Annotated in this window: 23 protein-coding genes; 4 read left to right on the top strand and 19 right to left on the bottom strand. The window is 68.4% G+C overall.

Annotated elements, in window-relative coordinates; all coding sequences use genetic code 11:
* Window positions 1-179: 179 nt before the first annotated feature.
* Entirely contained in the window at window positions 180-503 is a 324-nt protein-coding gene (locus OOK40_RS29545; RefSeq protein ID WP_266487487.1) for an STAS domain-containing protein, read from the bottom strand.
* 172 nt (window positions 504-675) lie between these two features.
* On the bottom strand, window positions 676-1,524 hold the full coding sequence (locus OOK40_RS29540) for a 3-hydroxyacyl-CoA dehydrogenase family protein (RefSeq protein WP_266487486.1): 849 nt from the start codon (window positions 1,522-1,524) through the stop codon (window positions 676-678).
* Window positions 1,525-1,731: 207 nt separating this feature from the next.
* Here OOK40_RS29540 and OOK40_RS29535 point away from each other — a divergent pair, with 207 nt between their 5' ends.
* Window positions 1,732-2,304, top strand: coding sequence for a cob(I)yrinic acid a,c-diamide adenosyltransferase (locus OOK40_RS29535; RefSeq protein WP_266487485.1), 573 nt, complete (start codon window positions 1,732-1,734; stop codon window positions 2,302-2,304).
* Here OOK40_RS29535 and OOK40_RS29530 read toward each other — a convergent pair.
* Window positions 2,301-2,876 carry a hypothetical protein gene (locus OOK40_RS29530; protein WP_266487483.1) on the bottom strand — a complete coding sequence of 192 codons (576 nt, stop codon included), beginning with the start codon at window positions 2,874-2,876 and terminating at the stop codon, window positions 2,301-2,303. The genes OOK40_RS29535 and OOK40_RS29530 overlap by 4 nt on opposite strands.
* Before the next feature lie 194 nt (window positions 2,877-3,070).
* Here OOK40_RS29530 and OOK40_RS29525 point away from each other — a divergent pair, with 194 nt between their 5' ends.
* From OOK40_RS29525 to OOK40_RS29515, 3 genes are all read left to right on the top strand, one after another.
* Window positions 3,071-4,270, top strand: coding sequence for a sensor histidine kinase (locus OOK40_RS29525; protein ID WP_266487482.1), 1,200 nt, complete (start codon window positions 3,071-3,073; stop codon window positions 4,268-4,270).
* Window positions 4,267-4,917 (top strand): response regulator transcription factor, encoded by a 651-nt coding sequence (locus OOK40_RS29520; protein ID WP_266487481.1) that lies wholly within the window; start codon window positions 4,267-4,269, stop codon window positions 4,915-4,917. Before OOK40_RS29525 ends, OOK40_RS29520 begins: the two co-directional genes overlap by 4 nt.
* Window positions 4,918-5,166: 249 nt before the next feature.
* Window positions 5,167-6,927 (top strand): glycoside hydrolase family 18 chitinase, encoded by a 1,761-nt coding sequence (locus OOK40_RS29515; RefSeq protein ID WP_266487738.1) that lies wholly within the window; start codon window positions 5,167-5,169, stop codon window positions 6,925-6,927.
* Window positions 6,928-7,110: 183 nt separating this feature from the next.
* Here the strand turns inward: OOK40_RS29515 and OOK40_RS29510 are convergent, their stop codons facing one another.
* The 16 genes from OOK40_RS29510 to prfA all read right to left on the bottom strand — a co-directional run bounded on the left by OOK40_RS29510 (window position 7,111) and on the right by prfA (window position 22,122).
* On the bottom strand, window positions 7,111-7,560 hold the full coding sequence (locus OOK40_RS29510; protein ID WP_266487480.1) for a DUF2550 domain-containing protein: 450 nt from the start codon (window positions 7,558-7,560) through the stop codon (window positions 7,111-7,113).
* A gap of 133 nt (window positions 7,561-7,693) precedes the next feature.
* Window positions 7,694-8,068 (bottom strand): F0F1 ATP synthase subunit epsilon, encoded by a 375-nt coding sequence (locus OOK40_RS29505; RefSeq protein ID WP_266487479.1) that lies wholly within the window; start codon window positions 8,066-8,068, stop codon window positions 7,694-7,696.
* A gap of 196 nt (window positions 8,069-8,264) precedes the next feature.
* The gene (atpD, locus tag OOK40_RS29500) at window positions 8,265-9,707 is read right to left on the bottom strand and encodes a F0F1 ATP synthase subunit beta (RefSeq protein WP_266487478.1); all 1,443 of its coding nucleotides are present in this window, start codon (window positions 9,705-9,707) and stop codon (window positions 8,265-8,267) included.
* On the bottom strand, window positions 9,707-10,624 hold the full coding sequence (locus OOK40_RS29495; RefSeq protein WP_266487477.1) for a F0F1 ATP synthase subunit gamma: 918 nt from the start codon (window positions 10,622-10,624) through the stop codon (window positions 9,707-9,709). Before OOK40_RS29495 ends, atpD begins: the two co-directional genes overlap by 1 nt.
* Before the next feature lie 20 nt (window positions 10,625-10,644).
* Window positions 10,645-12,237: a F0F1 ATP synthase subunit alpha gene (gene atpA / locus OOK40_RS29490; RefSeq protein ID WP_266487476.1), complete on the bottom strand. Its 1,593-nt coding sequence runs from the start codon at window positions 12,235-12,237 to the stop codon at window positions 10,645-10,647.
* Between the two features lie 130 nt (window positions 12,238-12,367).
* On the bottom strand, window positions 12,368-13,183 hold the full coding sequence (locus OOK40_RS29485; protein ID WP_266487475.1) for a F0F1 ATP synthase subunit delta: 816 nt from the start codon (window positions 13,181-13,183) through the stop codon (window positions 12,368-12,370).
* Window positions 13,180-13,740: a F0F1 ATP synthase subunit B gene (locus OOK40_RS29480; RefSeq protein ID WP_266487474.1), complete on the bottom strand. Its 561-nt coding sequence runs from the start codon at window positions 13,738-13,740 to the stop codon at window positions 13,180-13,182. Before OOK40_RS29480 ends, OOK40_RS29485 begins: the two co-directional genes overlap by 4 nt.
* A 44-nt stretch (window positions 13,741-13,784) precedes the next feature.
* Complete coding sequence (atpE, locus tag OOK40_RS29475; RefSeq protein WP_142213658.1) at window positions 13,785-14,009, bottom strand: ATP synthase F0 subunit C; 225 nt, start codon at window positions 14,007-14,009, stop codon at window positions 13,785-13,787.
* Window positions 14,010-14,081: 72 nt separating this feature from the next.
* The gene (gene atpB, locus OOK40_RS29470; RefSeq protein WP_266487468.1) at window positions 14,082-14,906 is read right to left on the bottom strand and encodes a F0F1 ATP synthase subunit A; all 825 of its coding nucleotides are present in this window, start codon (window positions 14,904-14,906) and stop codon (window positions 14,082-14,084) included.
* Window positions 14,907-15,131: 225 nt separating this feature from the next.
* Window positions 15,132-15,569 carry a hypothetical protein gene (locus OOK40_RS29465; protein ID WP_266487467.1) on the bottom strand — a complete coding sequence of 146 codons (438 nt, stop codon included), beginning with the start codon at window positions 15,567-15,569 and terminating at the stop codon, window positions 15,132-15,134.
* A 263-nt stretch (window positions 15,570-15,832) separates the two neighbouring features.
* Window positions 15,833-17,170: an MraY family glycosyltransferase gene (locus tag OOK40_RS29460; RefSeq protein WP_266487466.1), complete on the bottom strand. Its 1,338-nt coding sequence runs from the start codon at window positions 17,168-17,170 to the stop codon at window positions 15,833-15,835.
* 105 nt (window positions 17,171-17,275) lie between these two features.
* The gene (glyA, locus tag OOK40_RS29455; protein WP_266487465.1) at window positions 17,276-18,547 is read right to left on the bottom strand and encodes a serine hydroxymethyltransferase; all 1,272 of its coding nucleotides are present in this window, start codon (window positions 18,545-18,547) and stop codon (window positions 17,276-17,278) included.
* Between the two features lie 248 nt (window positions 18,548-18,795).
* Window positions 18,796-19,443, bottom strand: a complete 648-nt coding sequence (locus OOK40_RS29450; RefSeq protein ID WP_266487464.1) for a protein-tyrosine-phosphatase — start codon at window positions 19,441-19,443, stop codon at window positions 18,796-18,798.
* Window positions 19,440-20,087, bottom strand: a complete 648-nt coding sequence (locus OOK40_RS29445; RefSeq protein ID WP_266487462.1) for an L-threonylcarbamoyladenylate synthase — start codon at window positions 20,085-20,087, stop codon at window positions 19,440-19,442. The genes OOK40_RS29450 and OOK40_RS29445 overlap by 4 nt, the downstream gene beginning before the upstream one ends.
* A gap of 40 nt (window positions 20,088-20,127) precedes the next feature.
* Entirely contained in the window at window positions 20,128-21,009 is an 882-nt protein-coding gene (gene prmC, locus OOK40_RS29440; protein ID WP_266487461.1) for a peptide chain release factor N(5)-glutamine methyltransferase, read from the bottom strand.
* A gap of 33 nt (window positions 21,010-21,042) precedes the next feature.
* Window positions 21,043-22,122: a peptide chain release factor 1 gene (gene prfA, locus OOK40_RS29435; RefSeq protein ID WP_266487459.1), complete on the bottom strand. Its 1,080-nt coding sequence runs from the start codon at window positions 22,120-22,122 to the stop codon at window positions 21,043-21,045.
* Window positions 22,123-22,199: the final 77 nt, after the last annotated feature.

The raw sequence follows: 22,199 nt of genomic DNA, 5'->3' as shown, positions 1-22,199 counted from the left end.
GGATTGTCCCTCCGGCCTTTCTGCACGCCCCGCTGTCGCTTCGGTCCGGTGCCCGCCGCTGGGTCTTTCAATTCGCCGGGCGACCGAACCTTAGACCTTCGCTCAGTATCTACAAAGGGGCGGGGTACTGCCCCGTCCGCGACGTCACAGTCTCATGAGGATTGCGAGCGTCGCACGGTTCACACCCGGGGGAGCGATTCGGCCGCGATGCCGCCTTCGATGGCAAGAATCCGGTGCAGCCGGGTGGCGACCAGCAGTCGCTGCATCTGAGGCGGTACGCCGCGCAGCACCAGCCGGCGACCGCACCGGCCGGCTCTGCGGTGCGCGCCCATGATGACTCCCAGTCCGGTGGCGTCCCAGGAGTCGAGGTCGGTCAGGTCGAGCACCAGGTCGCCGTCTCCGTCGTCGACGGCCGAGTGCAGGACCGTACGGGCGTCCGCCGCGCTGCGGACGTCGAGGCGGCCCCCGACGACCAGCTCGGCGTGGTCGCCCCTGATGTGCATATGCGCTCCCCGTGAGTGCGTCAGTGCCCTGTGATCTCTTCTGGTTTGCTCTGCTGGTTCGCTCTTCAAGTTCTGCAACAACTGACTCCCGCATGGGCGCAGCAGTTGCGCTTTGTAAGCGAACCGATACCGAATTCACCCCTCGGGGTGATACCAAACCGGTCGATGAGGGTCAGTGCTTGTAGAAGCCCTGCCCGCTCTTGCGTCCGATGTCACCGGCGTCCACCATCCGGCGCATCAGCTCCGGCGGGGCGAACTTCTCGTCCTGGGACTCGGTGTAGATGTTGCTCGTGGCGTGCAGCAGGATGTCCACGCCCGTCAGGTCGGCGGTGGCGAGCGGCCCCATGGCGTGGCCGAAGCCCAGCTTGCAGGCGATGTCGATGTCCTCGGCGGACGCGACGCCCGATTCGTACAGCTTCGCGGCCTCGACGATCAGCGCCGAGATGAGGCGGGTGGTGACAAACCCGGCGACGTCGCGGTTGACGACGATGCAGGTCTTGCCGACGGACTCGGCGAACTCCCGCGTGGTGGCGAGGGTTTCGTCGCTCGTCTTGTAGCCGCGCACCAGCTCGCACAGCTGCATCATGGGGACGGGCGAGAAGAAGTGCGCGCCGACTACACGGTCCGGACGCTCCGTCACCGCGGCGATCTTCGTGATCGGGATGGCGGAGGTGTTGGAGGCGAGGACGGTGTCCTCCCGTACGAGCTTGTCGAGCGTACGGAAGATCTCGTGCTTGACCTCGAGCTTCTCGAAGACCGCCTCGACGACGATGTCCGCGTCGGCGGCGCCGTCCAGATCGGTGGTCGTGGTGATGCGCGCCAAGGCCGCTTCGGCGTCGGCCGCTTCGAGCTTGCCCTTGGAGACGAACTTGTCGTACGAGGCCTTGATGCCGTCCGTGCCACGGGTCAGAGCCGCGTCGGTGACATCACGCAGCACGACCTCCCAGCCCGCCTGGGCCGAGACCTGCGCGATGCCGGACCCCATGAGTCCGGCCCCGATGACGGCGAGCTTCCTGGCCACTGCGGCACCCCTTAACACCCGTTTACATTTCTGCTCTCCGGCGGAGGTTAGCGCTCGTGAGGTGCCCTGTGGCGGTGAAGAGATGCGCGTCACGTCTCGGATGACGGACATCACACCGGTACGGCCCATCAGGCGGCCCGTACCGCGTAATTGAGCGCTTCATGAGCCACTTCGCCCGGCTTGCGGCCGCGGCGTAGGCTCGGCCTCATGGTCAATCTCACGCGCATCTACACCCGCACCGGCGACCAGGGCACGACCGCCCTGGGCGATATGAGCCGCACCGCCAAGACCGATCTGCGGATCGCCGCGTACGCCGACGCCAATGAGGCCAATGCCGTCCTCGGCACGGCCGTCGCGCTGGGGCAGCTGCCGGAAGAGCTTGTGAAGGTCCTCGTCCGCGTGCAGAACGACTTGTTCGACGTGGGTGCGGATCTGTCGACACCGGTGGTCGAGGAGCCGGAGTACCCGCCGCTGCGGGTCGAGCAGTTCTACATCGACCGTCTCGAGGCGGACTGCGACCGCTTCAACGAGCAGCTGGAGAAGCTGCGCAGTTTCATCCTGCCGGGCGGTACGCCGGGGGCGGCCCTGCTGCACCAGGCCTGCACGGTCGTACGGCGCGCGGAGCGCTCGACATGGGCGGCGCTGGAGGTGCACGGCGACATCATGAACCCGCTGACGGCCACCTATCTCAACCGGCTTTCCGACCTCCTGTTCATCCTCGCGAGGACCGCGAACAAGGAGGTCGGGGACGTGCTCTGGGTGCCGGGCGGCGAGCGCTAGCGGTCGACCCGGACCGGTTCGCGCTCGGGCTCGGAGTCCGCCGGGGCCTTCTTCGGCCAGATCGTGTACGCGAGAGCGATCAGGCCGTGGATCCCGGCGGCCCGCAGGGCCGCGAACTGCGAGGAGCTGAGCGAACCGGTCCGGCTCGCGTCGCCGACGTACCAGATCGCGATCTGCAGCAGAGCGACGGCGACCGCGGCGGCCAGCACGGTCCGCAGCCACAGCTTCCCCTCGTGCTTGGCCCGGGCCACTCCGTAGCGCGGCGGCTTCGGCGGCAGCGGGGCGCCCGCGAAGCGGTGGGCGACGTGCCCGTCGATCCACTTGATCGTGTAGTGGCCGTACGCGACGGTGTAGCCGATGTACAGCGCGGCGAGCCCGTGCTTGAAGTCCGGCTCGGCGCCGTTCTTCAGGTCGATCGCCGTCACGACGAGCAGGACGACCTCCAGCAGCGGCTCCAGGAGCAGCAGGCCCGCGCCCAGCCGCGGCATCTTCAGCAGATAGCGCGTGGCGAGTCCCGCTGCCAGCAGGACCCAGAAGCCGACCTCACAGATCACGATCAGCGTGACGATCACGGCACTCTCCTTTCGGTTCCCCTAGGGGGTGTCCGGCGGATCCAGCCTGATCCGCCGGACACCCCCTAAGCCTCCCGCCCGCCGGGCCGTCGATCGTCGTCGCCAGTGACGAGGTGGCACTGCATCCTTCGATGTACCGGGCCATCACCCCGGACGTGGAGGCCCGCGGGCAGTCCGCCGTGTTTGATGGGTGCGTGACCGCTCCGACCCGCCCGCACCGCGACGACGTGCTCATCGCCGTGGCCGGATTCCTCGGCGGCCTGGTGCTCTACGCGCTGGGACTGGACACCCGCAGTGGACACGGCGTCGATCCGCGGTGGCTCCTGCTGCTGCCGCTGGCGGTGATGAGCGGGGCGGAGCTGCTGCGCCGGACCATGCCGAACACCGCGCTGGCCATCGGCTGCGCGGCGATGCTCGCCGACCAGTTCACCGACGGGAATGTCGCGACCATCGCGATGTTCACGGATCTGGTCTACGCGGCCGTGCTGTACGGCAAGCCCGCAGCCGCACGCCGTATCCCCGCCGTGTCCATGGTGGCCACGGCCGCCGTGACGGTCACCGCGCTCGTCGTCTTCCAGGACGCGCAGGCCGTTCTGCTGGGCCTGGTCTTCGCGGTGATCACTGTGGCCCCGGCCTGGACGGGCGTGAGCGTACGCACCCATCGCGACGCCGCAGAGGCCGCGCAGCTGCGCGCCGAGCAGACGGCCCTGCTCGCCGAGATCGACCGCACCCAGGCGGTGACCGCCGAGCGCGCCCGGATGGCCCGCGAGCTGCACGACATGGTCGCCAACCATCTCTCGGCGATCGCGATCCACTCCACCGCCGCGCTCTCCCTCGACGATCCGAAGACCTCGCGAGAGGCACTGGGGGTGATTCGCGAGAACAGCGTCGACGGGCTCGCGGAGATGCGCCGGCTGATCGGACTGCTGCGGGACAGCGGGGGCGGTACGGCTACGGCGGCCGCCCCGACACTGGCCGGTGTGGACGCGCTGCTCGGCCAGGCGGGCACCAACGGGGCCGCCAGCGGTCTGGAGTTCGGGCTCGACGACGCCCGCGAGGCGGGCCTCGCGCTTCCGGCGCCGGTCGAGCTTGCGGCGTACCGCATCATCCAGGAGTCGCTGACGAACGCCCTCAAGCACGCGTCGCCGGGCCGGGTCAGGGTCGCTCTGGCCCAGCACGAGGGGACGCTGACGGTGCAGGTGACCAGCCCGTTCGGCGACCGGCCCGGGCCACGGGCGCCCGGCTCGGGGGCCGGTCTGGTCGGGATGAAGGAGCGAGTGGCGCTGCTGGGCGGACAGTTCGAGTCGGGACCGGTGACCGACGGGGACGGCAACGGCAAGATCTGGCGGGTGCGGGCCGAACTGCCCGTCGACGAAGGGAACGGCAGGGCATGACGATCCGGGTACTGGTCGCGGAGGACCAGAGCGCCGTACGCGCCGGTCTGGTCCTCATCCTGCGCAGCGCACCGGACATCGAGGTCGTGGGCGAGGCGGCGGACGGCGAGGAAGCGGTGCGGCTGGCCCGCGAACTGTGTCCGGATCTGGTGCTGATGGACATTCAGATGCCGCGTCTGGACGGGGTGTCGGCCACCCGGCAGGTGGTCTCGGAGCAGCTCGCCGACGTACTCGTACTGACCACCTTCGATCTGGACGAGTACGTCTTCGGGGCGCTGCGAGCGGGCGCCGCGGGCTTTCTGCTGAAGAACACCGACGCGGCGGATCTGCTGCAGGCGGTACGCACGGTGGCGCGCGGCGAGGGTCTGATCGCGCCCGCCGTCACGCGCCGTCTGATCGCGGAGTTCGCCGCACCGACGCCCGTACGCAGACCGGACGCGCCCGACCCCGCGGTGCTCAACGCGCTCACCCGGCGCGAGCGCGAGGTGCTGTCGTGCGTCGGCCAGGGCTTGTCGAACGCCGAGATCGCCGTATGTCTCGACATGGCGGAGGCGACGGTGAAGACCCATATGAGCAGGCTGCTGGGCAAGCTGGAGCTGCGCAGCAGGGTCCAAGCGGCAGTCCTGGCACAGGAGTTGGGTATCTGACTTTCCCTTCTCCCCCCCTCACACCTATGGTCTGGACCTATTGACGATTGGTCCAGACCTTCCTAGTCTCACCGCACACACACTGCGTTGAGCCACGCAGGGTGCGCAGTGCACGGACCATCCCCCGAACGTCCCGGACCTCCTCGAGGAGCACCCGTGAACACGCAACCCCCACTGCACAGAACCAGATTCAGAGTCAGATCCAGAGCCGTCGCGGCACTGACCGCGCTGCTCCTCCCCCTGGCCGCCATGGTCGGCCTCGCAGCGCCCGCCGAAGCCGCCACATCCGCCACGGCCACCTACACCAAGGTCCAGGACTGGGGCACGGGCTTCGAGGGCAAGTGGACGGTGAAGAACACCGGCACCACCTCCCTCAGCTCCTGGACCGTCGAGTGGGACTACCCCTCGGGGACCGTCGTCACCTCCGCCTGGGACGCCGACGTCACCAGCTCCGGCACCCACTGGACCGGCAAGAACAAGAGCTGGAACGGCACGCTGGCCCCCGGCGCCTCGGTCTCCTTCGGCTTCAACGGCAGCGGCTCCGGCGCCCCCTCGGGCTGCAAGCTCAACGGCGCGTCGTGCGACGGCGGCAGCGTCCCCGGCGACAACCCGCCCTCCGCCCCCGGCACCCCGTCCGCGAGCAACATCACCGACACCTCGGTGGCGCTGAGCTGGACCGCCGCCACCGACGACAACGGCATCAAGAACTACGACGTACTGCGCGACGGCGCCCGGATCGCGACGGTGACCGGCACGACGTACACGAACACCGGCCTCAGCGCCGGCACCGACTACTCGTACACCGTCCAGGCACGTGACACCGCCGACCAGACAGGACCGGTCAGCGGAGCCCGCGCGGTGCGCACCACCGGCGGTGGCGGCGACCCGGGGCCCGGCTCCACGGTCAAGCTGGGCTACTTCACCGAGTGGGGCGTCTACGGGCGCAACTACCACGTGAAGAACCTGGACACCTCCGGCTCCGCGTCGAAGATCACCCACATCAACTACGCCTTCGGCAATGTGACCGGCGGCCGCTGCGCCATCGGTGACTCCTACGCCGACTACGACAAGGCGTACACCGCCGACCAGTCCGTCGACGGCGTCGCCGACACCTGGGACCAGCCCCTGCGCGGCAACTTCAACCAGCTGCGCAAGCTCAAGGCGAAGTACCCGCACATCAAGGTGCTCTGGTCGTTCGGCGGCTGGACCTGGTCCGGCGGCTTCGGCCAGGCCGCGGCAAACCCGGCGGCCTTCGCGCAGTCCTGCTACGACCTGGTGGAGGACCCGCGCTGGGCCGATGTCTTCGACGGCATCGACCTGGACTGGGAGTACCCGAACGCCTGCGGCCTGTCCTGCGACACCAGCGGCGCCGCCGCCTTCAAGAACCTGATGCAGGCGATGCGCGCCAAGTTCGGTGCGAACAACCTGGTCACCGCGGCCGTCACCGCCGACGCCTCGTCCGGCGGCAAGATCGACGCGGCCGACTACGGCGGCGCGGCGCAGTACGTCGACTGGTACAACGTGATGACGTACGACTTCTTCGGCGCATGGGCCGCTCAGGGCCCGACCGCCCCGCACTCCCCGCTCACCTCGTACCCCGGCATCCCGCAGGCGGGATTCAACTCCGCCGAGGCGATCGCCAAGTTCAAGGCGAAGGGCGTGCCGTCCGCCAAGCTGCTGCTGGGCATCGGCTTCTACGGACGCGGCTGGACCGGAGTCACCCAGGCGACGCCTGGCGGCACCGCGACAGGGCCCGCTCCCGGCACGTACGAGCAGGGCATCGAGGACTACAAGGTCCTCAAGAACACCTGCCCGTCGACCGGCACCATCGCGGGTACGGCGTACGCCAAGTGCGGCAGCAACTGGTGGAGTTACGACACCCCCGCCACGGTCACCTCGAAGATGAGCTGGGCGAAGGGGCAGGGCCTGGGAGGCGCGTTCTTCTGGGAGTTCAGCGGTGACACGACGAACGGGGAGCTCGTCGGCGCGATCAACAGCGGTCTGAACTGACGCTGCGCACAGCGAAGCCCGGGAGACTCGATCTCCCGGGCTTCGTCACACTCTCAGGCGACATTCACCCTCCCCCAGACTTCGTCCGGGGGGACCCCCAACCAACGAGACAGCCTATTTAAGCCACATTGACTCTCCCCCAGACTTCGTCCGGGGGGACCCCCAACCAACGAGACAGCCTATTTAAGCCACATTGACTCGTTGGCCGGGCGGGGCCGCCTCCAGCCAGGCGAGGAAACCGGTCAGCGCGTCCTCGCTCATCGCCAGCTCCAGCCGCGTCCCGCGGTGGACACAGCCCAGCACGGTCGCGTCGGAGAGCAGCGCCAGCTCCTCCTCGCCCTCGGGCGTACGCCGGGTCACGACCTCGATGGCGGAGCGCTCGAGGACACGGCGGGGACGGGGAGCGTACGAGAAGACCCGGAACCACATGATCCGGTCACCGCTGTAGCGGGCGACGCCGTACACCCACCCCTTGCCGGAGAGGTCCGTCTCCTCCGGGACGTTCCAGCGCAGACTGCAGTCGAAGGTGCCGCCGGAACGCTGGATCAGCCGTCGGCGCAGTCCGAAGACGAACAGCCCGATCCCCACCAGTGTGACGACGACCAGGGCGCTCACAAGCAGAGCGAGGAACATGTCCACCGACCTCCTCGCATCGTCCCGTAACGGATTCCCACGTGCACCTGCACCTGCATCGCCTCAGCCGCGGCCCGGTCTGGAGGAATCCAGCCCGGGCCGCGGCTGAGGGCTACGACTGTCGGCGGGGTGCTCAGCGCACCGCCACCGCACGCAGCCGGACATCGGCGCGCCGCTCGGCGGCGTCGTCCTCGTCCGACTTGGCGCGCTCCAGCGCACGCTCGGCGCGCCGGGCGTCGATCTCGTCCGCCAGCTCGGCGATCTCCGCCAGCAGCGACAGCTTGTTGTCGGCGAACGAGATGAAACCGCCGTGCACAGCGGCGACGACAGTTCCGCCCTCGCTCGTACGGATGGTCACCGGGCCCGACTCCAGCACACCGAGAAGCGGCTGGTGACCGGGCATGACGCCGATGTCGCCGGACGTGGTGCGCGCGACGACCAGGGTGGCCTCGCCGGACCAGACCTGCCGGTCCGCGGCGACCAGCTCGACGTGCAGCTCAGCAGCCAAGGTTGGCTCCTCGGGTCACCACCCGGCGGTTCTGCCGGGTGTTGGGTCATAAGTCTAATAGCGCTCCGGGCGCCAGAACGACGGCGCCCGCCCCGGGCCCTTCGGCCAGGGGTCCGGGGGTTGTCCCCCGGGAGATGCAGCATGGGCGAGAAGAGGGGGGCGGGACGCACCCGCCCCCCTCCACGAGTCAGCAGACTCAGGAGACGCCGAGCTCCTTGGCGTTGGCCTTGAGGTCCTCAATGCCACCGCACATGAAGAACGCCTGCTCGGGGAAGTGGTCGTACTCACCGTCGCAGATCGAGTTGAACGCGGCGATCGACTCCTCGAGCGGAACGTCCGAACCGTCCACGCCGGTGAACTGCTTCGCCACGTGGGTGTTCTGCGACAGGAAGCGCTCGACGCGACGGGCACGGTGGACAACGAGCTTGTCCTCCTCGCCCAGCTCGTCGATACCGAGGATCGCGATGATGTCCTGGAGGTCCTTGTACTTCTGCAGGATTCCCTTGACGCGCGTGGCGGCGTCGTAGTGGTCCTGCGCGATGTAGCGCGGGTCCAGGATCCGGGAGGTGGAGTCCAGCGGGTCCACGGCCGGGTAGATGCCCTTCTCGGAGATCGGACGGGAGAGAACCGTCGTCGCGTCGAGGTGGGCGAAGGTGGTGGCCGGGGCCGGGTCGGTCAGGTCGTCCGCGGGGACGTAGATCGCCTGCATCGAGGTGATCGAGTGACCACGCGTCGAGGTGATGCGCTCCTGCAGCAGACCCATCTCGTCGGCCAGGTTCGGCTGGTAACCCACCGCGGACGGCATACGGCCGAGCAGGGTGGACACCTCGGAGCCGGCCTGGGTGTACCGGAAGATGTTGTCGATGAAGAAGAGCACGTCCTGCTTCTGCACATCGCGGAAGTACTCCGCCATGGTCAGACCGGCAAGCGCGACGCGAAGACGGGTGCCCGGGGGCTCGTCCATCTGACCGAAGACAAGCGCCGTCTTGTCGATGACGCCGGACTCGGTCATCTCCTCGATGAGGTCGTTGCCCTCACGGGTACGCTCACCGACCCCCGCGAACACCGACACACCGTCGTGGTTGTTGGCGACGCGGTAGATCATTTCCTGGATCAGAACGGTCTTGCCGACACCGGCACCACCGAACAGACCGATCTTTCCACCCTTGACGTACGGGGTGAGAAGGTCGATGACCTTGACGCCCGTCTCGAACATCTCGGTCTTCGACTCGAGCTGGTCGAAGTTCGGGGCCTTGCGGTGGATCGGCCAGCGCTCGGTGATCTCGACCGTGGACGGGTCCACGTTCAGGACCTCACCGAGGGTGTTGAACACCTTGCCCTTGGTGATGTCACCGACCGGGACGGAGATGCCCGCGCCGGTGTTGGTCACCGCGGCCTGGCGGACCAGACCGTCGGTGGGCTGCATCGAGATCGCGCGGACCACGCCCTCGCCGAGGTGCTGGGCAACCTCGAGCGTCAGCGTCTTCAGGGCGCCGTCGAGCGCCGGGTCGGCCACCTCGACGGTGAGCGCGTTGTAGATCTCCGGCATCGCGTCGACGGGGAACTCCACGTCGACGACCGGGCCGATGACCCGGGCGACGCGGCCCGTGGCGGCGGCCGTCTCAACAGTGGTCGTCATTACTTGTCACTCCCCGCGGTCGCGTCGGCCAGGGCGTTGGCGCCACCGACGATCTCGCTGATTTCCTGGGTGATTTCGGCCTGGCGGGCCGCGTTGGCAAGCCGGGAGAGGCTCTTGATGAGCTCCCCGGCGTTGTCGGTCGCCGACTTCATCGCGCGGCGGGTGGCAGCGTGCTTGGAAGCAGCGGCCTGGAGCAGCGCGTTGTAGATCCGGCTCTCGACGTACCGCGGCAGCAGGGCGTCGAGGACGTCCTCCGCCGACGGCTCGAAGTCGAACAGGGGCAGGATCTCGCCCTTGGTACCCGCCTCCTCGGCCGCCTTCTCGAGGCTGAGGGGCAGCAGCCGGTTCTGCACCGGCGTCTGCGTCAGCATCGAGATGAACTCGGTGAAGACGATGTGGAGCTCGTCCACGCCGCCCTCGGCCGTGTCCAGCTGGACGGCCTCGATCAGCGGCCCCGCGACGTTCTTGGCGTCCGCGTAGGTCGGGTTGTCCGTGAAGCCGGTCCACGACTCCGTGACCTTGCGCTCACGGAAGCCGTAGTACGAGACACCCTTGCGGCCGACGATGTACGTGTCGACCTCCTTGCCCTCGCCGCGGAGCCGCTCGGTGAGCTGCTCCGCCGCCTTGATGGCGTTGGCGGAGTAGCCGCCGGCCAGACCGCGGTCGCTCGTGACGAGCAGGATCGCGGCGCGGACCGGAGCCTCCGCCTCGGTGGTGAGGGGGTGCTTCGTGTTCGACCCGGTCGCCACCGCGGTCACCGCGCGGGTGAGCTCGGTCGCGTACGGCGTGGAGGCCGCCACGTGGCGCTGCGCCTTGACGATGCGCGAGGCGGCGATCATCTCCATCGCCTTGGTGATCTTCTTGGTCGCGGTGACGGATTTGATGCGACGCTTGTAGACCCGGAGCTGGGCTCCCATGAGTCAGGTCCCTTCCGTCGTCACTTGGCCGTGCTGACCGGCGCGTCTTCGCCGAGAAGCTTGCCGTCCGAGGTCTCGAACTGACGCTTGAAGGCGGCGATCGCGTCACCGATGGACTGCAGGGTGTCGTCCGACATCTTGGCGCCCTCGGCGATGCTGGTCAGCAGCTCCTTGCGCTCACGGCGCAGGTGCTCGAGCAGCTCGCTCTCGAAGCGGCGGATGTCCTGGACCGGGACGTCGTCCATCTTGCCGGTGGTACCGGCCCAGACGGAGACAACCTGCTCCTCGATCGGCATGGGCTGGTACTGAGGCTGCTTGAGCAGCTCGACCATGCGCTTGCCGCGCTCCATCTGCGCCTTGGAGGCCGCGTCCAGGTCGGAACCGAAGGCGGCGAACGCCTCCAGCTCGCGGTACTGGGCGAGGTCCACACGCAGACGGCCGGAAACCTGGCGCATCGCCTTGTGCTGGGCGGAGCCACCGACACGGGAGACCGAGATACCGACGTTCAGGGCCGGACGCTGGCCGGCGTTGAACAGGTCGGACTCCAGGAAGCACTGGCCGTCGGTGATGGAGATGACGTTGGTCGGGATGAACGCCGACACGTCGTTCGCCTTGGTCTCGACGATCGGCAGACCCGTCATCGAACCGGCGCCCATGTCGTCGGAGAGCTTGGCGCAGCGCTCCAGCAGACGCGAGTGCAGGTAGAAGACGTCGCCCGGGTAGGCCTCGCGGCCCGGCGGGCGGCGCAGCAGCAGCGACACGGCGCGGTAGGCGTCGGCCTGCTTCGACAGGTCGTCGAAGATGATCAGGACGTGCTTGCCCTGGTACATCCAGTGCTGGCCGATGGCCGAGCCGGTGTACGGCGCGAGGTACTTGAAGCCGGCCGGGTCGGACGCCGGAGCCGCGACGATCGTCGTGTACTCGAGGGCGCCTGCCTCCTCCAGCGCACCGCGCACGGACGCGATGGTGGAGCCCTTCTGGCCGATGGCGACGTAGATGCAGCGGACCTGCTTCTTCGGGTCGCCCGAGCGCCAGTTGTCGCGCTGGTTGATGATCGTGTCGACGGCCAGAGCGGTCTTGCCGGTCTGACGGTCACCAATGATCAGCTGACGCTGGCCGCGGCCGATCGGCACCATGGCGTCGACAGCCTTGTAGCCGGTCTGCATCGGCTCGTGCACCGACTTACGGACCATGACGCCAGGGGCCTGCAGCTCGAGGGCGCGGCGTCCGTCGGTCTCGATCTCGCCGAGGCCGTCGATCGGGGTGCCGAGCGGGTCGACGACGCGACCCAGGTAGCCCTCGCCTACTGCGACGGACAGGACCTCGCCGGTGCGGGTGACCGGCTGGCCTTCCTCGATACCGCTGAACTCGCCGAGAACGACGCAGCCGATCTCGCGCTCCTCGAGGTTGAGGGCGAGACCGAGGGTGCCGTCCTCGAACTTCAGCAGCTCGTTCGCCATGGCCGAGGGAAGACCCTCGACCTTCGCGATGCCGTCGCCGGCAAGGCTGACTGTGCCGACCTCCTCGCGCGAGGCCGCGTCCGGCTTGTACGCCTGGACAAAGTTCTCCAGCGCGTCCCGGATCTCCTCCGGCCGGATCGTGAGCTCCGCCATCTGGGTTCCCTGCTCTCCTTGTTGGGCCCGAAGTTTCTTAGGGGGTCTGGGGGCGACCCCCAGGAATCTTCTGCAATCTCTGCACGGCCCAACCGGGCCGCTCGTACTGCTTGTTCAGTTACTGGCTTGGTCAGCCGGCCATACGGCGGGCTGCCTCGTCGAGACGCTCCGCGATGCTGCCGTTGATGATCTCGCCACCGACACGCACCGAGATCCCGCCGAGGACCTCGGGGTCCACGTCGAGGTTCAGGTGCATCTGGCGGCCGTAGATCCGCGCAAGACCGGCGCCGAGGCGCTGCTTCTGCTCGTCGGTCAGCGGCACCGCCGAGGTGACTACGGCGACCATCCGGTCCCGGCGCGCCGCGGCGAGCTTGGACAGGGACTCGAGTCCCGCTTCCAGGCTACGTCCCCGGGGCTGGGTGACAAGACGGACGACCAGACGCTCGGTGACCGGGTTGGCCTTGCCGCCGAGCAGGCTGCGCAGCAGCTCACCCTTGGCGGAGGCCGGTGCCGACTTGTCGGTCAGCGCGGACCGCAGGTCCTTGGCGGAGTCGATGATCCGGCCGAACCGGAACAGCTCGTCCTCGACATCGTCGAGCGCGTCGGCCCGCTGGGCCACGGTGAGCTCGGCGGAGGCCGCCAGCTCCTCGACCGAGTCGACCAGGTCACGCGACCGCGACCAGCGGGAACGCACCATGCCGGAGATCAGGTCGACGGTCTCGCCGCCCACCTGACCGCGCAGCAGGCGTCCCGCCAGCTCGGCCTTGGCCTCGCCGGCCTGCGCCGGGTCGGTCAGGACCCGACGCAGCGACACCTCACGGTTGAGCAGCGCGGTGACGGCGGCCAGCTCCTCGGCGAGCTTTGCCACGTCGACCGACGTGTTGTCGGTCAGCGCGTCAAGGGACTCGCGTGCGGTAGCCAGTGCCTCGCGGCTCGCTCCGTTCATCGCCCGGCCTCTGCCTTCGAAGCGCTGTCCTCGAGTGCGTCGAGGAAGCGGTCGATGGTGCGGCTCTGCCGGGCGTGGTCCTCGAGGGACTCACCGACGAGCTTGCCGGCCAGTTCGGTGGCGAGCTTGCCTACGTCCTGGCGCAGCGCCGCGGCAGCGGCCTTGCGGTCGGCCTCGATCTGGGTGTGACCGGCAGCGATGATCTCCTCACGCTGCCGCTGGCCTTCCGCCTTCATCTCCTGGATGATCGCGGCACCCTGCTCGGTGGCCTCCTGGCGCATCCGGGCTGCCTCGTGGCGGGCCTCGGCGAGCTGAGCCTTGTACTGCTCGAGCACGCTTTCGGCTTCGACCTTGGCCGCAGCGGCCTGCTCGATGCCACCTTCGATGGCTTCTCGGCGCTGCTCCAGAACCTTGTTGATGTTCGGGAGGAGCTTCTTGGCGAGGAAACCGAAGACGATGACGAAGGCGATCAGGCCGATGACGAGCTCGGGCCACGGCGGAATGAGGGGATTCTCCTTCTCACCCTCTTGCGCCAGGAAAACCAGAGCGGTGTTCACATCAGTGCCTTTCGTCGAAAGGGACGGTCGTCTTGTCGTTCGTCTTAGTAGACGAACGGCATGACGAGGCCGATGAGGGCCAGCGCCTCACAGAAGGCGAAGCCGAGGATCTGGTTGGCGCGGATCAGGCCGGCGGCCTCGGGCTGACGGGCCAGGGCCTGGGTGCCGTTACCGAAGATGATGCCGATACCGACGCCGGGGCCGATGGCCGCAAGACCGTAACCGACGGAGCCGAGGTCACCAGTAACAGCAGCGAGGGTCTGGGACATGCCAGTTCTTCCTTCTCTTTACGGACCGGTGGGGGTTGGCCACCGGACGAATATGGGGTCGATGAGCGGGACTCAGTGGTGCTCTGCGAGCGCGCCCTGGATGTAGCTGCAGGTCAGGAGCACGAACACGTAGGCCTGGACGGCCTGGATGAAGAGCTCGAAGGCCGTCATGATGATGACCATCACGAACGAGACACCTGAGTACGCGATGCCGATGCCGTTCAGCATGTACCAGCTGGCGATCGTGAAGAGCAGCAGCAGCGTGTGACCCGCGAACATGTTCGCGAAGAGTCGTACGGCGTGAGTGAACGGGCGGACCAGCAGGTTCGAGAAGAACTCGATGGTCATGGAAAGCGGCAGCACCGGGCCGAGCGTCTTGTCGTAGCCCGTCACGTTCTTGAAGAAGCCGACAAAGCCGTGCCGCTTGAACGTCAGCGAGACCCAGGTGACGTAGACGATCAGCGCCAGGACCATCGGGTACGCGATGATCGACGTCACCGGGAACGAGGCGATCGGGATGATCGACCAGAGGTTCATCATCCAGATGAAGAAGAACAGCGAGACCGCGAGCGGGACGTACTTCTCGCCGTCCTTCTTGCCGATCGTCTCGTAGACGATGCCGCGCCGTACGAAGTCGTAACCGGCCTCGGCGACCATCTGCAGCTTGTCCGGGACCATCTTCGGCTTGCGGAAAGCGACCCAGAAGAAGCCCACCACGATGATGGAACCGAGCAGGGCGAGCAGCATCGGCTTGTTGAAGTAGAAGCCGTTGCCGTCGGCGTCGCCCAAGAGCGGCTCGAAGAGGAATGAATGCAGGCCCGGAGCATCGAAGCCACACCCGTCAAAAAGGTGGCAGTCGGTCTCGAAGGCGAGCACCGTCGTCGGGTCAGCACTCACCGCGGGCTCCTTCAGCGTGGCGCATAGGTACGGCAACCTCGTTGTGTCGGCGCGGCGCGCAGCCGCTGATCGGCACTGGACAGGTGTTACGGATGTGGGGGCGGCTGGCAGGCATGGAGCCTCGCGCTTGTGCAGGCGTCAGCTCAGATGCCCGCGCCCGCAGTGCCGCAGTTGGCACCGGACGATAGCAGGATCGCGAACGCGCACTTATACCGGCCCTACCCCTCACGACTTCGACCCCTTGTTCTCGGGCTTCTCGCTCGAGGAGGGGTCGGGTTCGACGTAAAGCAGCTTGGCCTTCATGTGCGCACGGGTCTGAGCGGCGATCCATACCAGGGTCGCCGCGACCAGCGTGATGGCGAAGGCCTTGGGGTTGAACAGCGTGGTGTTCTTGAACGCGGCGACAAAGATGAACAGCAGCAGAATCTGCGCCGCATAGAGCATGAGACCCATGCCCTGGAACAGGTGCGGAAGAGACTTGGCTGTCCGTTCGAGGACCACCAGTCCGATCCCCATGAAGAGGATCACAATCACCGTCGCGACAACGGCGCCCACAGCTCCCTTGCCGCCCGCCACCACACCGCTGATCACGGCGGCGAGAACGCCGGCGCCGGCGGTGGGCAGGGCAACTTGAAGGAGTGTTCGGGCGTCATTGGACCGCATGGCGGCAGCTCCGCTGGTGGTGGGGGCATGAGTGTCGTCATGGACGAGCGTAGGCCCGGAGCGAGAGTGAACCTCGCGCCAATGGGCCGTCGCACTACGGCCCTTCGGCTCTGTCGCCGGGTTTCGTGAACGGTATCACAAACTATTTGATGAGGTCTTTACCTAGAGGTGTGCCGACCATCACACATGAGAGGGACCCCGCGCGTGTGTGCAAGACAAGGCGCCTTTATGTCTGGTATTGGGCGCCCATGTGGTGACTCGCGTCAGCCGCGCGTCCCGGCCTTCCTCCGGTCCGGGAGGCGCGAACGGGCGCCGATGGCAGTCGCTCCATTGACGCCGTTGACGCCCGCCGCGACGGGCGCGCATTCCTCGGGCTCTTCCTGCGGAGCCTCCGCCGCGAGCGCGGGCAGCGCGGCCTGCTCGGGCCGCACCGCACGGCGCCGGTAGCGGGGCGGCACGAAGGCCTCCGCCCAGCGCGGGGCGCGCGGGGTGAAGCGCGGCAGCAGCAGAAGCACCAGCCCCACCGCGCTGAGCGCGACGATGAGCAGGACGATCCACATCGACGCCGAGTGCACGGAGTACGCGACCACGCCGAAGGCGATCAGCGCCGACCAGAAGTACATGATCAGGACAGCGCGGCTGTGCGAATGTCCGATCTCCAGGAGCCGGTGGTGAAGATGGCCACGGTCGGCGGCGAAGGGCGACTGCCCGTTCCATGTACGCCGCACGATCGCGAGCAGCAGGTCGGCGACCGGGATCGCGATGATGGTCAGCGGCAGCAGCAGCGGGATGAAGACCGGCAGTGCGGCGTGCGTGGCCTGGCGGGTGCTGCCCTCGAAGATCTTCAGGGCGTCGGGGTCCACCTGGCCGGTCACCGAGATCGCGGCCGCGGCGAGCACCAGCCCGATCAGCATCGAGCCCGAGTCGCCCATGAAGATCCGCGCGGGGTGCATGTTGTGCGGCAGGAAGCCGAGGCACATGCCCATCAGGATCGCGGTGAACAGGGTCGCGGGGGCGGCGGCCTCGATGCCGTAGCTGAACCAGATCCGGTACGCGTACAGGAAGAAGGCCGCGGCGGCGATGCAGACCATGCCGGCGGCGAGACCGTCGAGGCCGTCCACGAAGTTCACCGCGTTGATGGTGATCACGACGAGGGCGACGGTCAGCAGCGTGCCCTGCCAACTGGTCAGCGCGACGACGCCGACGCCGGGCACGGGGATCCACAGGATCGTCAGACCCTGGATCACCATCACACCCGCGGCGATCATCTGGCCGCCGAGCTTGATCAGGGCGTCGATCTCGAACTTGTCGTCCAGAACGCCGATGATCCAGATCAGGGCCGCGCCGGACAGCAGCGCACGCGGTTCGTTGGACAGCTCGAAGACGCTGTTCAGATTCTGCAGATGGTCGGCGACCAGCAGTCCCGCGCACAGACCGAAGAACATGGCGATACCGCCGAGTCGCGGTGTCGGCTCTCGGTGTACGTCTCGGGCACGGATCTGCGGCATCGCGCCGGACGCGATGGCGAACTTCCGCACCGGACCGGTCAGCAGATAGGTCACCGCAGCCGTGACACAGAGCGTCAGCAGGTAATCACGCACGGGCTGCCCCACAGGAATCGCTGGCCATCTCAGCCACACACCCTAGCTCTGGTAGCCACATGCTTGAGGACATACGGGCGACGGCGACGGTTCCACGGCTCGCGGCTACCACTGATAAGGCGGAAATCCACCGGCCAGCGCACGTACTTCCGCACGGACCGATCGCGCCCCTTCTCCCTCTTCACTCATCGCTGCCGTGAACAGCGCGGCAATGTGGGCCATCTCGGCCTCGCCCATGCCCTGCGTCGTGACCGCCGCGGTGCCCAGACGGATGCCGCGTCCGTCGCCGTACGGCAGTGCGCAGGTGTCCAGGACCAGTCCGGCCGCGGCGAGACGGCCGCGGGCCGTCTTGCCGTCCACGCCCAGTGGGGCCGGATCCGCGCTGATCAGATGGGTGTCGGTGCCACCGGTCAGGACCGCGAAGCCCTCAGCGGCGAGCCCGTCGGCGAGCACGCGCGCGTTGGCGACCACCTGGTGGGCGTACGCGCTGAACGCGGGGGTCGACGCCTCGCCGAAGGCGACGGCCTTGGCGGCGATCGTGTGCATCTGGGCGCCGCCCTGCGTGAAGGGGAACACCGCGCGGTCGATGCGCTCGGCCAGCTCGGCCCCGCACAGGATCATTCCGCCGCGCGGCCCGCGCAGCACCTTGTGCGTGGTGGCGCACACCACATCGGCGTACGGGACGGGGCTGGGGGCCGCGCCGCCCGCGATGAGGCCCATCGGATGGGCGGCGTCGGCGATCAGATACGCGCCCACCTCGTCGGCGATCTCGCGGAAGGCGGCGTAGTCGGGGTGCCGGGGATACGAGATCGAGCCGCAGACGATGGCCTTGGGCCTGTGGTGCCGCGCCAGGGTGCGGACCTGCTCGTAGTCGATGAGCCCGGTGTCGGCGTCGATGCCGTATCCGACGAAGTCGAACCAGCGGCCGGAGAAGTTGGCGGGCGAGCCGTGGGTGAGATGGCCGCCGTACGAAAGGCCCATGGCCAGGACCGTGTCGCCGGGCTTGAGCAGCGCCGCGTATGCGGCGAGGACGGCGGAAGAGCCGGAGTGCGACTGGACGTTGGCGTGCTGTGCGCCGAACAGGGCCATGGCGCGCTCGACGGCGATCCGCTCGGCGGCGTCGACGAGTTCACAGCCGCCGTGGTGGCGGGCGCCCGGGTAGCCCTCGGCGTACTTGTTGGCGAGCGGGGAGCCGAGGGCGGCGAGGACCGCGGGTGAGGTGAAGTTCTCCGCGGCGATGAGCTGAAGGCTGTCGCTCTGCCTGCCCAGTTCCCCCAGGATCACCTCGGCGATCTGGGGATCCTGACGGCGCAGGGCCTCGAAGTCCGCGCCGTGGTGGGTGAGGTGGGCGGCGTCTGGTGCAGCGGTGACCGACATCTTGGGCTCCGGGCCTCGCGTGGTGTGGCGGCCCCTCCAATGTAGGCCGGGCCCCGCTGCCGCGCCCGCCTAGGTCCTGTCCGGTCGATCAGGCCGGATCAGTGAGCGGGGTCTGGTGCGTGCAGCTGCAAGGCGGAAGAAGGAGCCGACGCGGAGCGTCGGCGACTGACGACAACGCGGCAGATGTGCGTGCCAGGGCACGCGAGCCCGGCAAGATCGGCCGGACAGGACCTAAAGGAGGCCCGGGCTCAGCGGCGCGCCGGAACCCCCGTCAGCGCCGTCACCACCGGATCCAGCGCCTGCTGGATCTCGTCGCCGATCGACCGGAAGAAGGTGATCGGCGCACCGTACGGGTCGTACACCTCGTCCGCGTCCGGGCTCGGCGCCAGCAGCCAGCCGCGCAGCGCCGCCGCTGCCCTGACCAGGGCACGGGCGCGCTCGACGACGCCCTCGTGCGGGTCCGGCAGCGTTGTCGGATCTATCGCGCGCACGAGTCGCGTGAACTCCTTGAGCGTGAAGGTGCGCAGGCCCGCCGAGTGGCCCATCGAGATCACCTGGGCCCGGTGGTCCCTGGTCGCCGTGAGGACCAGGTCCGCGCGGATCACATGCTCGTCGAGCAGCTCGCGGCCCACGAACCCGGTCGCGTCCGCGCCGAAGTCGGCGAGGACGATCTCCGCGTTGGCCTCCATCGGGGCGCCCTCGTGGCCCCAGGTGCCCGCGCTCTCCACGATCAGGCCGCCCGTGAGCGGGTCGCCGAGGCGGACGCTCAGGGCATGGCGGGTCAGCCGCTCGGTGATCGGCGAGCGGCAGACGTTGCCGGTGCTGACGTGGAGGATGCGGAAAGTTGAGTTGGTGCCGAAGGATTCCGCTATGCCACGCCCCTCAGGGGCGGTCAACTGGCCACCTCGAGGTCGGGTACGACTTTGCGCAGCTCGTCCGGCGAGAGCGCTCCCTCACGCAGCAGCAACGGGAACTTGCCCGTGACATCGACGATGGAGGACGGAACGATGCCCGGGGTCGGGCCGCCGTCCAGGTAGACCGAGACCGAGTCGCCGAGCATCTCCTGCGCGGCGTCACAGTCCTCCGGCGCCGGGTGCCCGGTCAGGTTGGCGCTGGAGACGGCCATCGGGCCGACCTCGGTGAGCAGTTCGATGGCGACGGGGTGCAGCGGCATACGGATCGCGACGGTGCCGCGGGTGTCGCCCAGGTCCCACTGGAGCGAGGGCTGGTGCTTGGCGACAAGGGTCAGCGCGCCCGGCCAGAACGCGTCGACGAGCTCCCAGGCCTGCTCGGAGAAGTCGGTGACAAGGCCGTGCAGGGTGTTCGGCGAGCCGATGAGGACAGGGGTGGGCATATTGCGGCCGCGCCCCTTGGCCTCCAGCAGGTCGGCGACGGCCTCGGAGCTGAAGGCGTCCGCACCGATCCCGTACACGGTGTCGGTGGGCAGCACGACCAGCTCACCGCGGCGGACGGCCGATGCGGCTTCACGCAGACCGGTGATGCGATCCGTCGCGTCGTTGCAGTCGTATCGCCGAGCCATCAGCGGGCCTCCTCGTACACATGCGTGGTCACGTGCTTCGTCATGGCGTTGCCTTGCGCGCGGTCGCGAAGCGCGGCCGCTTGTTCAGATCAGGGTGGTCGGCGGCATCCGCCCAGCCGGCCTCTTCACTGAAGATCCACGGCACCTGGCCGCCCTGCGTGTCCGCGTGCTCGACGACGACGAGGCCGCCGGGACGCAGCAGCCGGTGCGCGGTGCGCTCGATGCCGCGAATGGTGTCGAGGCCGTCCTCGCCGGAGAACAGGGCCATGTCCGGGTCGTGATCGCGGGCCTCGGGGGCGACATACTCCCACTCCGTGAGCGGGATGTACGGCGGATTGGAGATGACCAGGTCCACCTGCCCGTCCAGCTCCGGCAGGGCGCTCAGCGCGTCGCCCTGGTGGATGGTGACGCGCGTGCCCTCGGCGTTCTTGCGCGTCCACTGCAGCGCGTCCTCGGACAGCTCCACGCCGTGCACGCGCGAGCGCGGCACCTCCTGCGCCATGGCCAGCGCGATCGCGCCCGATCCCGTACACAGGTCGACGATGAGCGGCTCGACGACGTCCATGGCCCGTACGGCGTCTATGGCCCAGCCGACGACCGATTCGGTCTCCGGGCGCGGCACGAAGACGCCGGGTCCGACCTGCAGCTCCAGATAGCGGAAGAAGGCGCGTCCGGTGATGTGCTGAAGCGGCTCGCGGGCCTCGCGGCGGGCGACGGCCTCCCAGTAGCGGGCGTCGAAGTCACCGTCCGGGACGTTGTGCAGCTCTCCCCGCTTCACACTGTGGACGAAGGCGGCGAGCTCCTCCGCGTCGAAGCGCGGTGAGGGCACGCCGGCGTCGGCCAGCCGCTGGGTGGCCTGGGCCACCTCGGCAAGCAGCAGACTTCGGGGGCTTGGGGGTCGCCCCCCAAAATGTTGCTGCACGCTGGTCCTCCGGGCTGGTGCTGTCTGCTGGACTTACTGGGCGGCGGCGAGCTTGGCGGCGGAGTCGGCGTCGACGCAGGCCTGGATCACCGCGTCGAGATCCCCGTCGAGGACCTGGTCCAAGTTGTACGCCTTGAAGCCGACCCGGTGGTCCGAGATGCGGTTTTCCGGGAAGTTGTACGTACGGATCTTCTCGGAGCGGTCAACTGTGCGGACCTGGCTGCGGCGGACGTTCGACGCTTCCTGCTCGGCCGCCTCCTGGGCCGCGGCCAGCAGCCGCGAACGCAGGATACGCATGGCCTGCTCCTTGTTCTGGAGCTGGCTCTTCTCGTTCTGGCAGGAGGCGACGACGCCGGTGGGCAGGTGCGTGATGCGCACCGCGGAGTCGGTGGTGTTGACGGACTGGCCGCCCGGCCCGGAGGAGCGGTACACATCGATACGGAGATCATTGGCGTGGATCTCGACGTCGATCTCCTCCGCCTCGGGCGTGACCAGCACACCGGCCGCGGAGGTGTGGATACGGCCCTGGGACTCGGTGGAGGGCACCCGCTGCACGCGGTGCACCCCGCCCTCGTACTTCAGCCGCGCCCAGACGCCCTGCCCGGGCTCGGTGGCGCCGTTTCCGCCCTTGGTCTTCACCGCGACCTGGACGTCCTTGTAGCCGCCCAGCTCGGACTCGGTCGCGTCGATGATCTCGGTCTTCCAACCGACGCGCTCCGCGTAGCGCAGATACATCCGCAGCAGATCACCGGCGAACAGGGCGGACTCGTCGCCGCCCGCGCCCGCCTTGACCTCGAGGATGACGTCCTTGTCGTCGCTGGGGTCGCGCGGTACGAGCAGCAGCCGCAGCTTCTCGGTGAGTTCCTCGCGCTGCTTCTCCAGCACCTTGACCTCGGCGGCGAACTCCGGGTCGTCGGCGGCGAGTTCACGCGCGGTCCCGATGTCGTCCCCGGTCTGCTTCCAGGAGCGGTACGTGCCCACGATGGGGGTCAGCTCGGCGTAGCGCTTGTTGAGCTTGCGCGCGTTCGCCTGGTCCGCGTGGACCGAGGGATCGGCGAGCTTCTTCTCGAGATCGGCGTGTTCGCCGATCAGTTCCTCGACCGCCTCGAACATCGGGGGCTCCTGGTCTTTCGTACGCGAAGGGGGCTGCTCAGAACGGACAAAGCGCCGGCCTCGGCCACCCCGGTCAG

The organism is Streptomyces sp. NBC_01481 (assembly GCF_026339995.1).
Classification (GTDB): Bacteria; Actinomycetota; Actinomycetes; order Streptomycetales; family Streptomycetaceae; genus Streptomyces.
This window is presented reverse-complemented; position numbering and strand designations above follow the sequence as displayed.

Excerpts from the sequence above, each read along its gene's own strand:
- atpD (WP_266487478.1), bottom strand. The coding sequence starts at position 9,707 with ATGACGACCACTGTTGAGACGGCCGCCGCCACGGGCCGCGTCGCCCGG.
- OOK40_RS29515 (WP_266487738.1), top strand. The coding sequence starts at position 5,167 with ATGGTCGGCCTCGCAGCGCCCGCCGAAGCCGCCACATCCGCCACGGCC.
- OOK40_RS29465 (WP_266487467.1), bottom strand. The coding sequence starts at position 15,569 with ATGCGGTCCAATGACGCCCGAACACTCCTTCAAGTTGCCCTGCCCACC.
- atpA (WP_266487476.1), bottom strand. The coding sequence starts at position 12,237 with ATGGCGGAGCTCACGATCCGGCCGGAGGAGATCCGGGACGCGCTGGAG.
- prfA (WP_266487459.1), bottom strand. The coding sequence starts at position 22,122 with ATGTTCGAGGCGGTCGAGGAACTGATCGGCGAACACGCCGATCTCGAG.
- OOK40_RS29535 (WP_266487485.1), top strand. The coding sequence starts at position 1,732 with ATGGTCAATCTCACGCGCATCTACACCCGCACCGGCGACCAGGGCACG.
- OOK40_RS29485 (WP_266487475.1), bottom strand. The coding sequence starts at position 13,183 with ATGAACGGAGCGAGCCGCGAGGCACTGGCTACCGCACGCGAGTCCCTT.
- OOK40_RS29495 (WP_266487477.1), bottom strand. The coding sequence starts at position 10,624 with ATGGGAGCCCAGCTCCGGGTCTACAAGCGTCGCATCAAATCCGTCACC.
- OOK40_RS29445 (WP_266487462.1), bottom strand. The coding sequence starts at position 20,087 with ATGGCTCGGCGATACGACTGCAACGACGCGACGGATCGCATCACCGGT.
- OOK40_RS29545 (WP_266487487.1), bottom strand. The coding sequence starts at position 503 with ATGCACATCAGGGGCGACCACGCCGAGCTGGTCGTCGGGGGCCGCCTC.
- OOK40_RS29520 (WP_266487481.1), top strand. The coding sequence starts at position 4,267 with ATGACGATCCGGGTACTGGTCGCGGAGGACCAGAGCGCCGTACGCGCC.
- atpE (WP_142213658.1), bottom strand. The coding sequence starts at position 14,009 with ATGTCCCAGACCCTCGCTGCTGTTACTGGTGACCTCGGCTCCGTCGGT.
- OOK40_RS29510 (WP_266487480.1), bottom strand. The coding sequence starts at position 7,560 with ATGTTCCTCGCTCTGCTTGTGAGCGCCCTGGTCGTCGTCACACTGGTG.
- glyA (WP_266487465.1), bottom strand. The coding sequence starts at position 18,547 with ATGTCGGTCACCGCTGCACCAGACGCCGCCCACCTCACCCACCACGGC.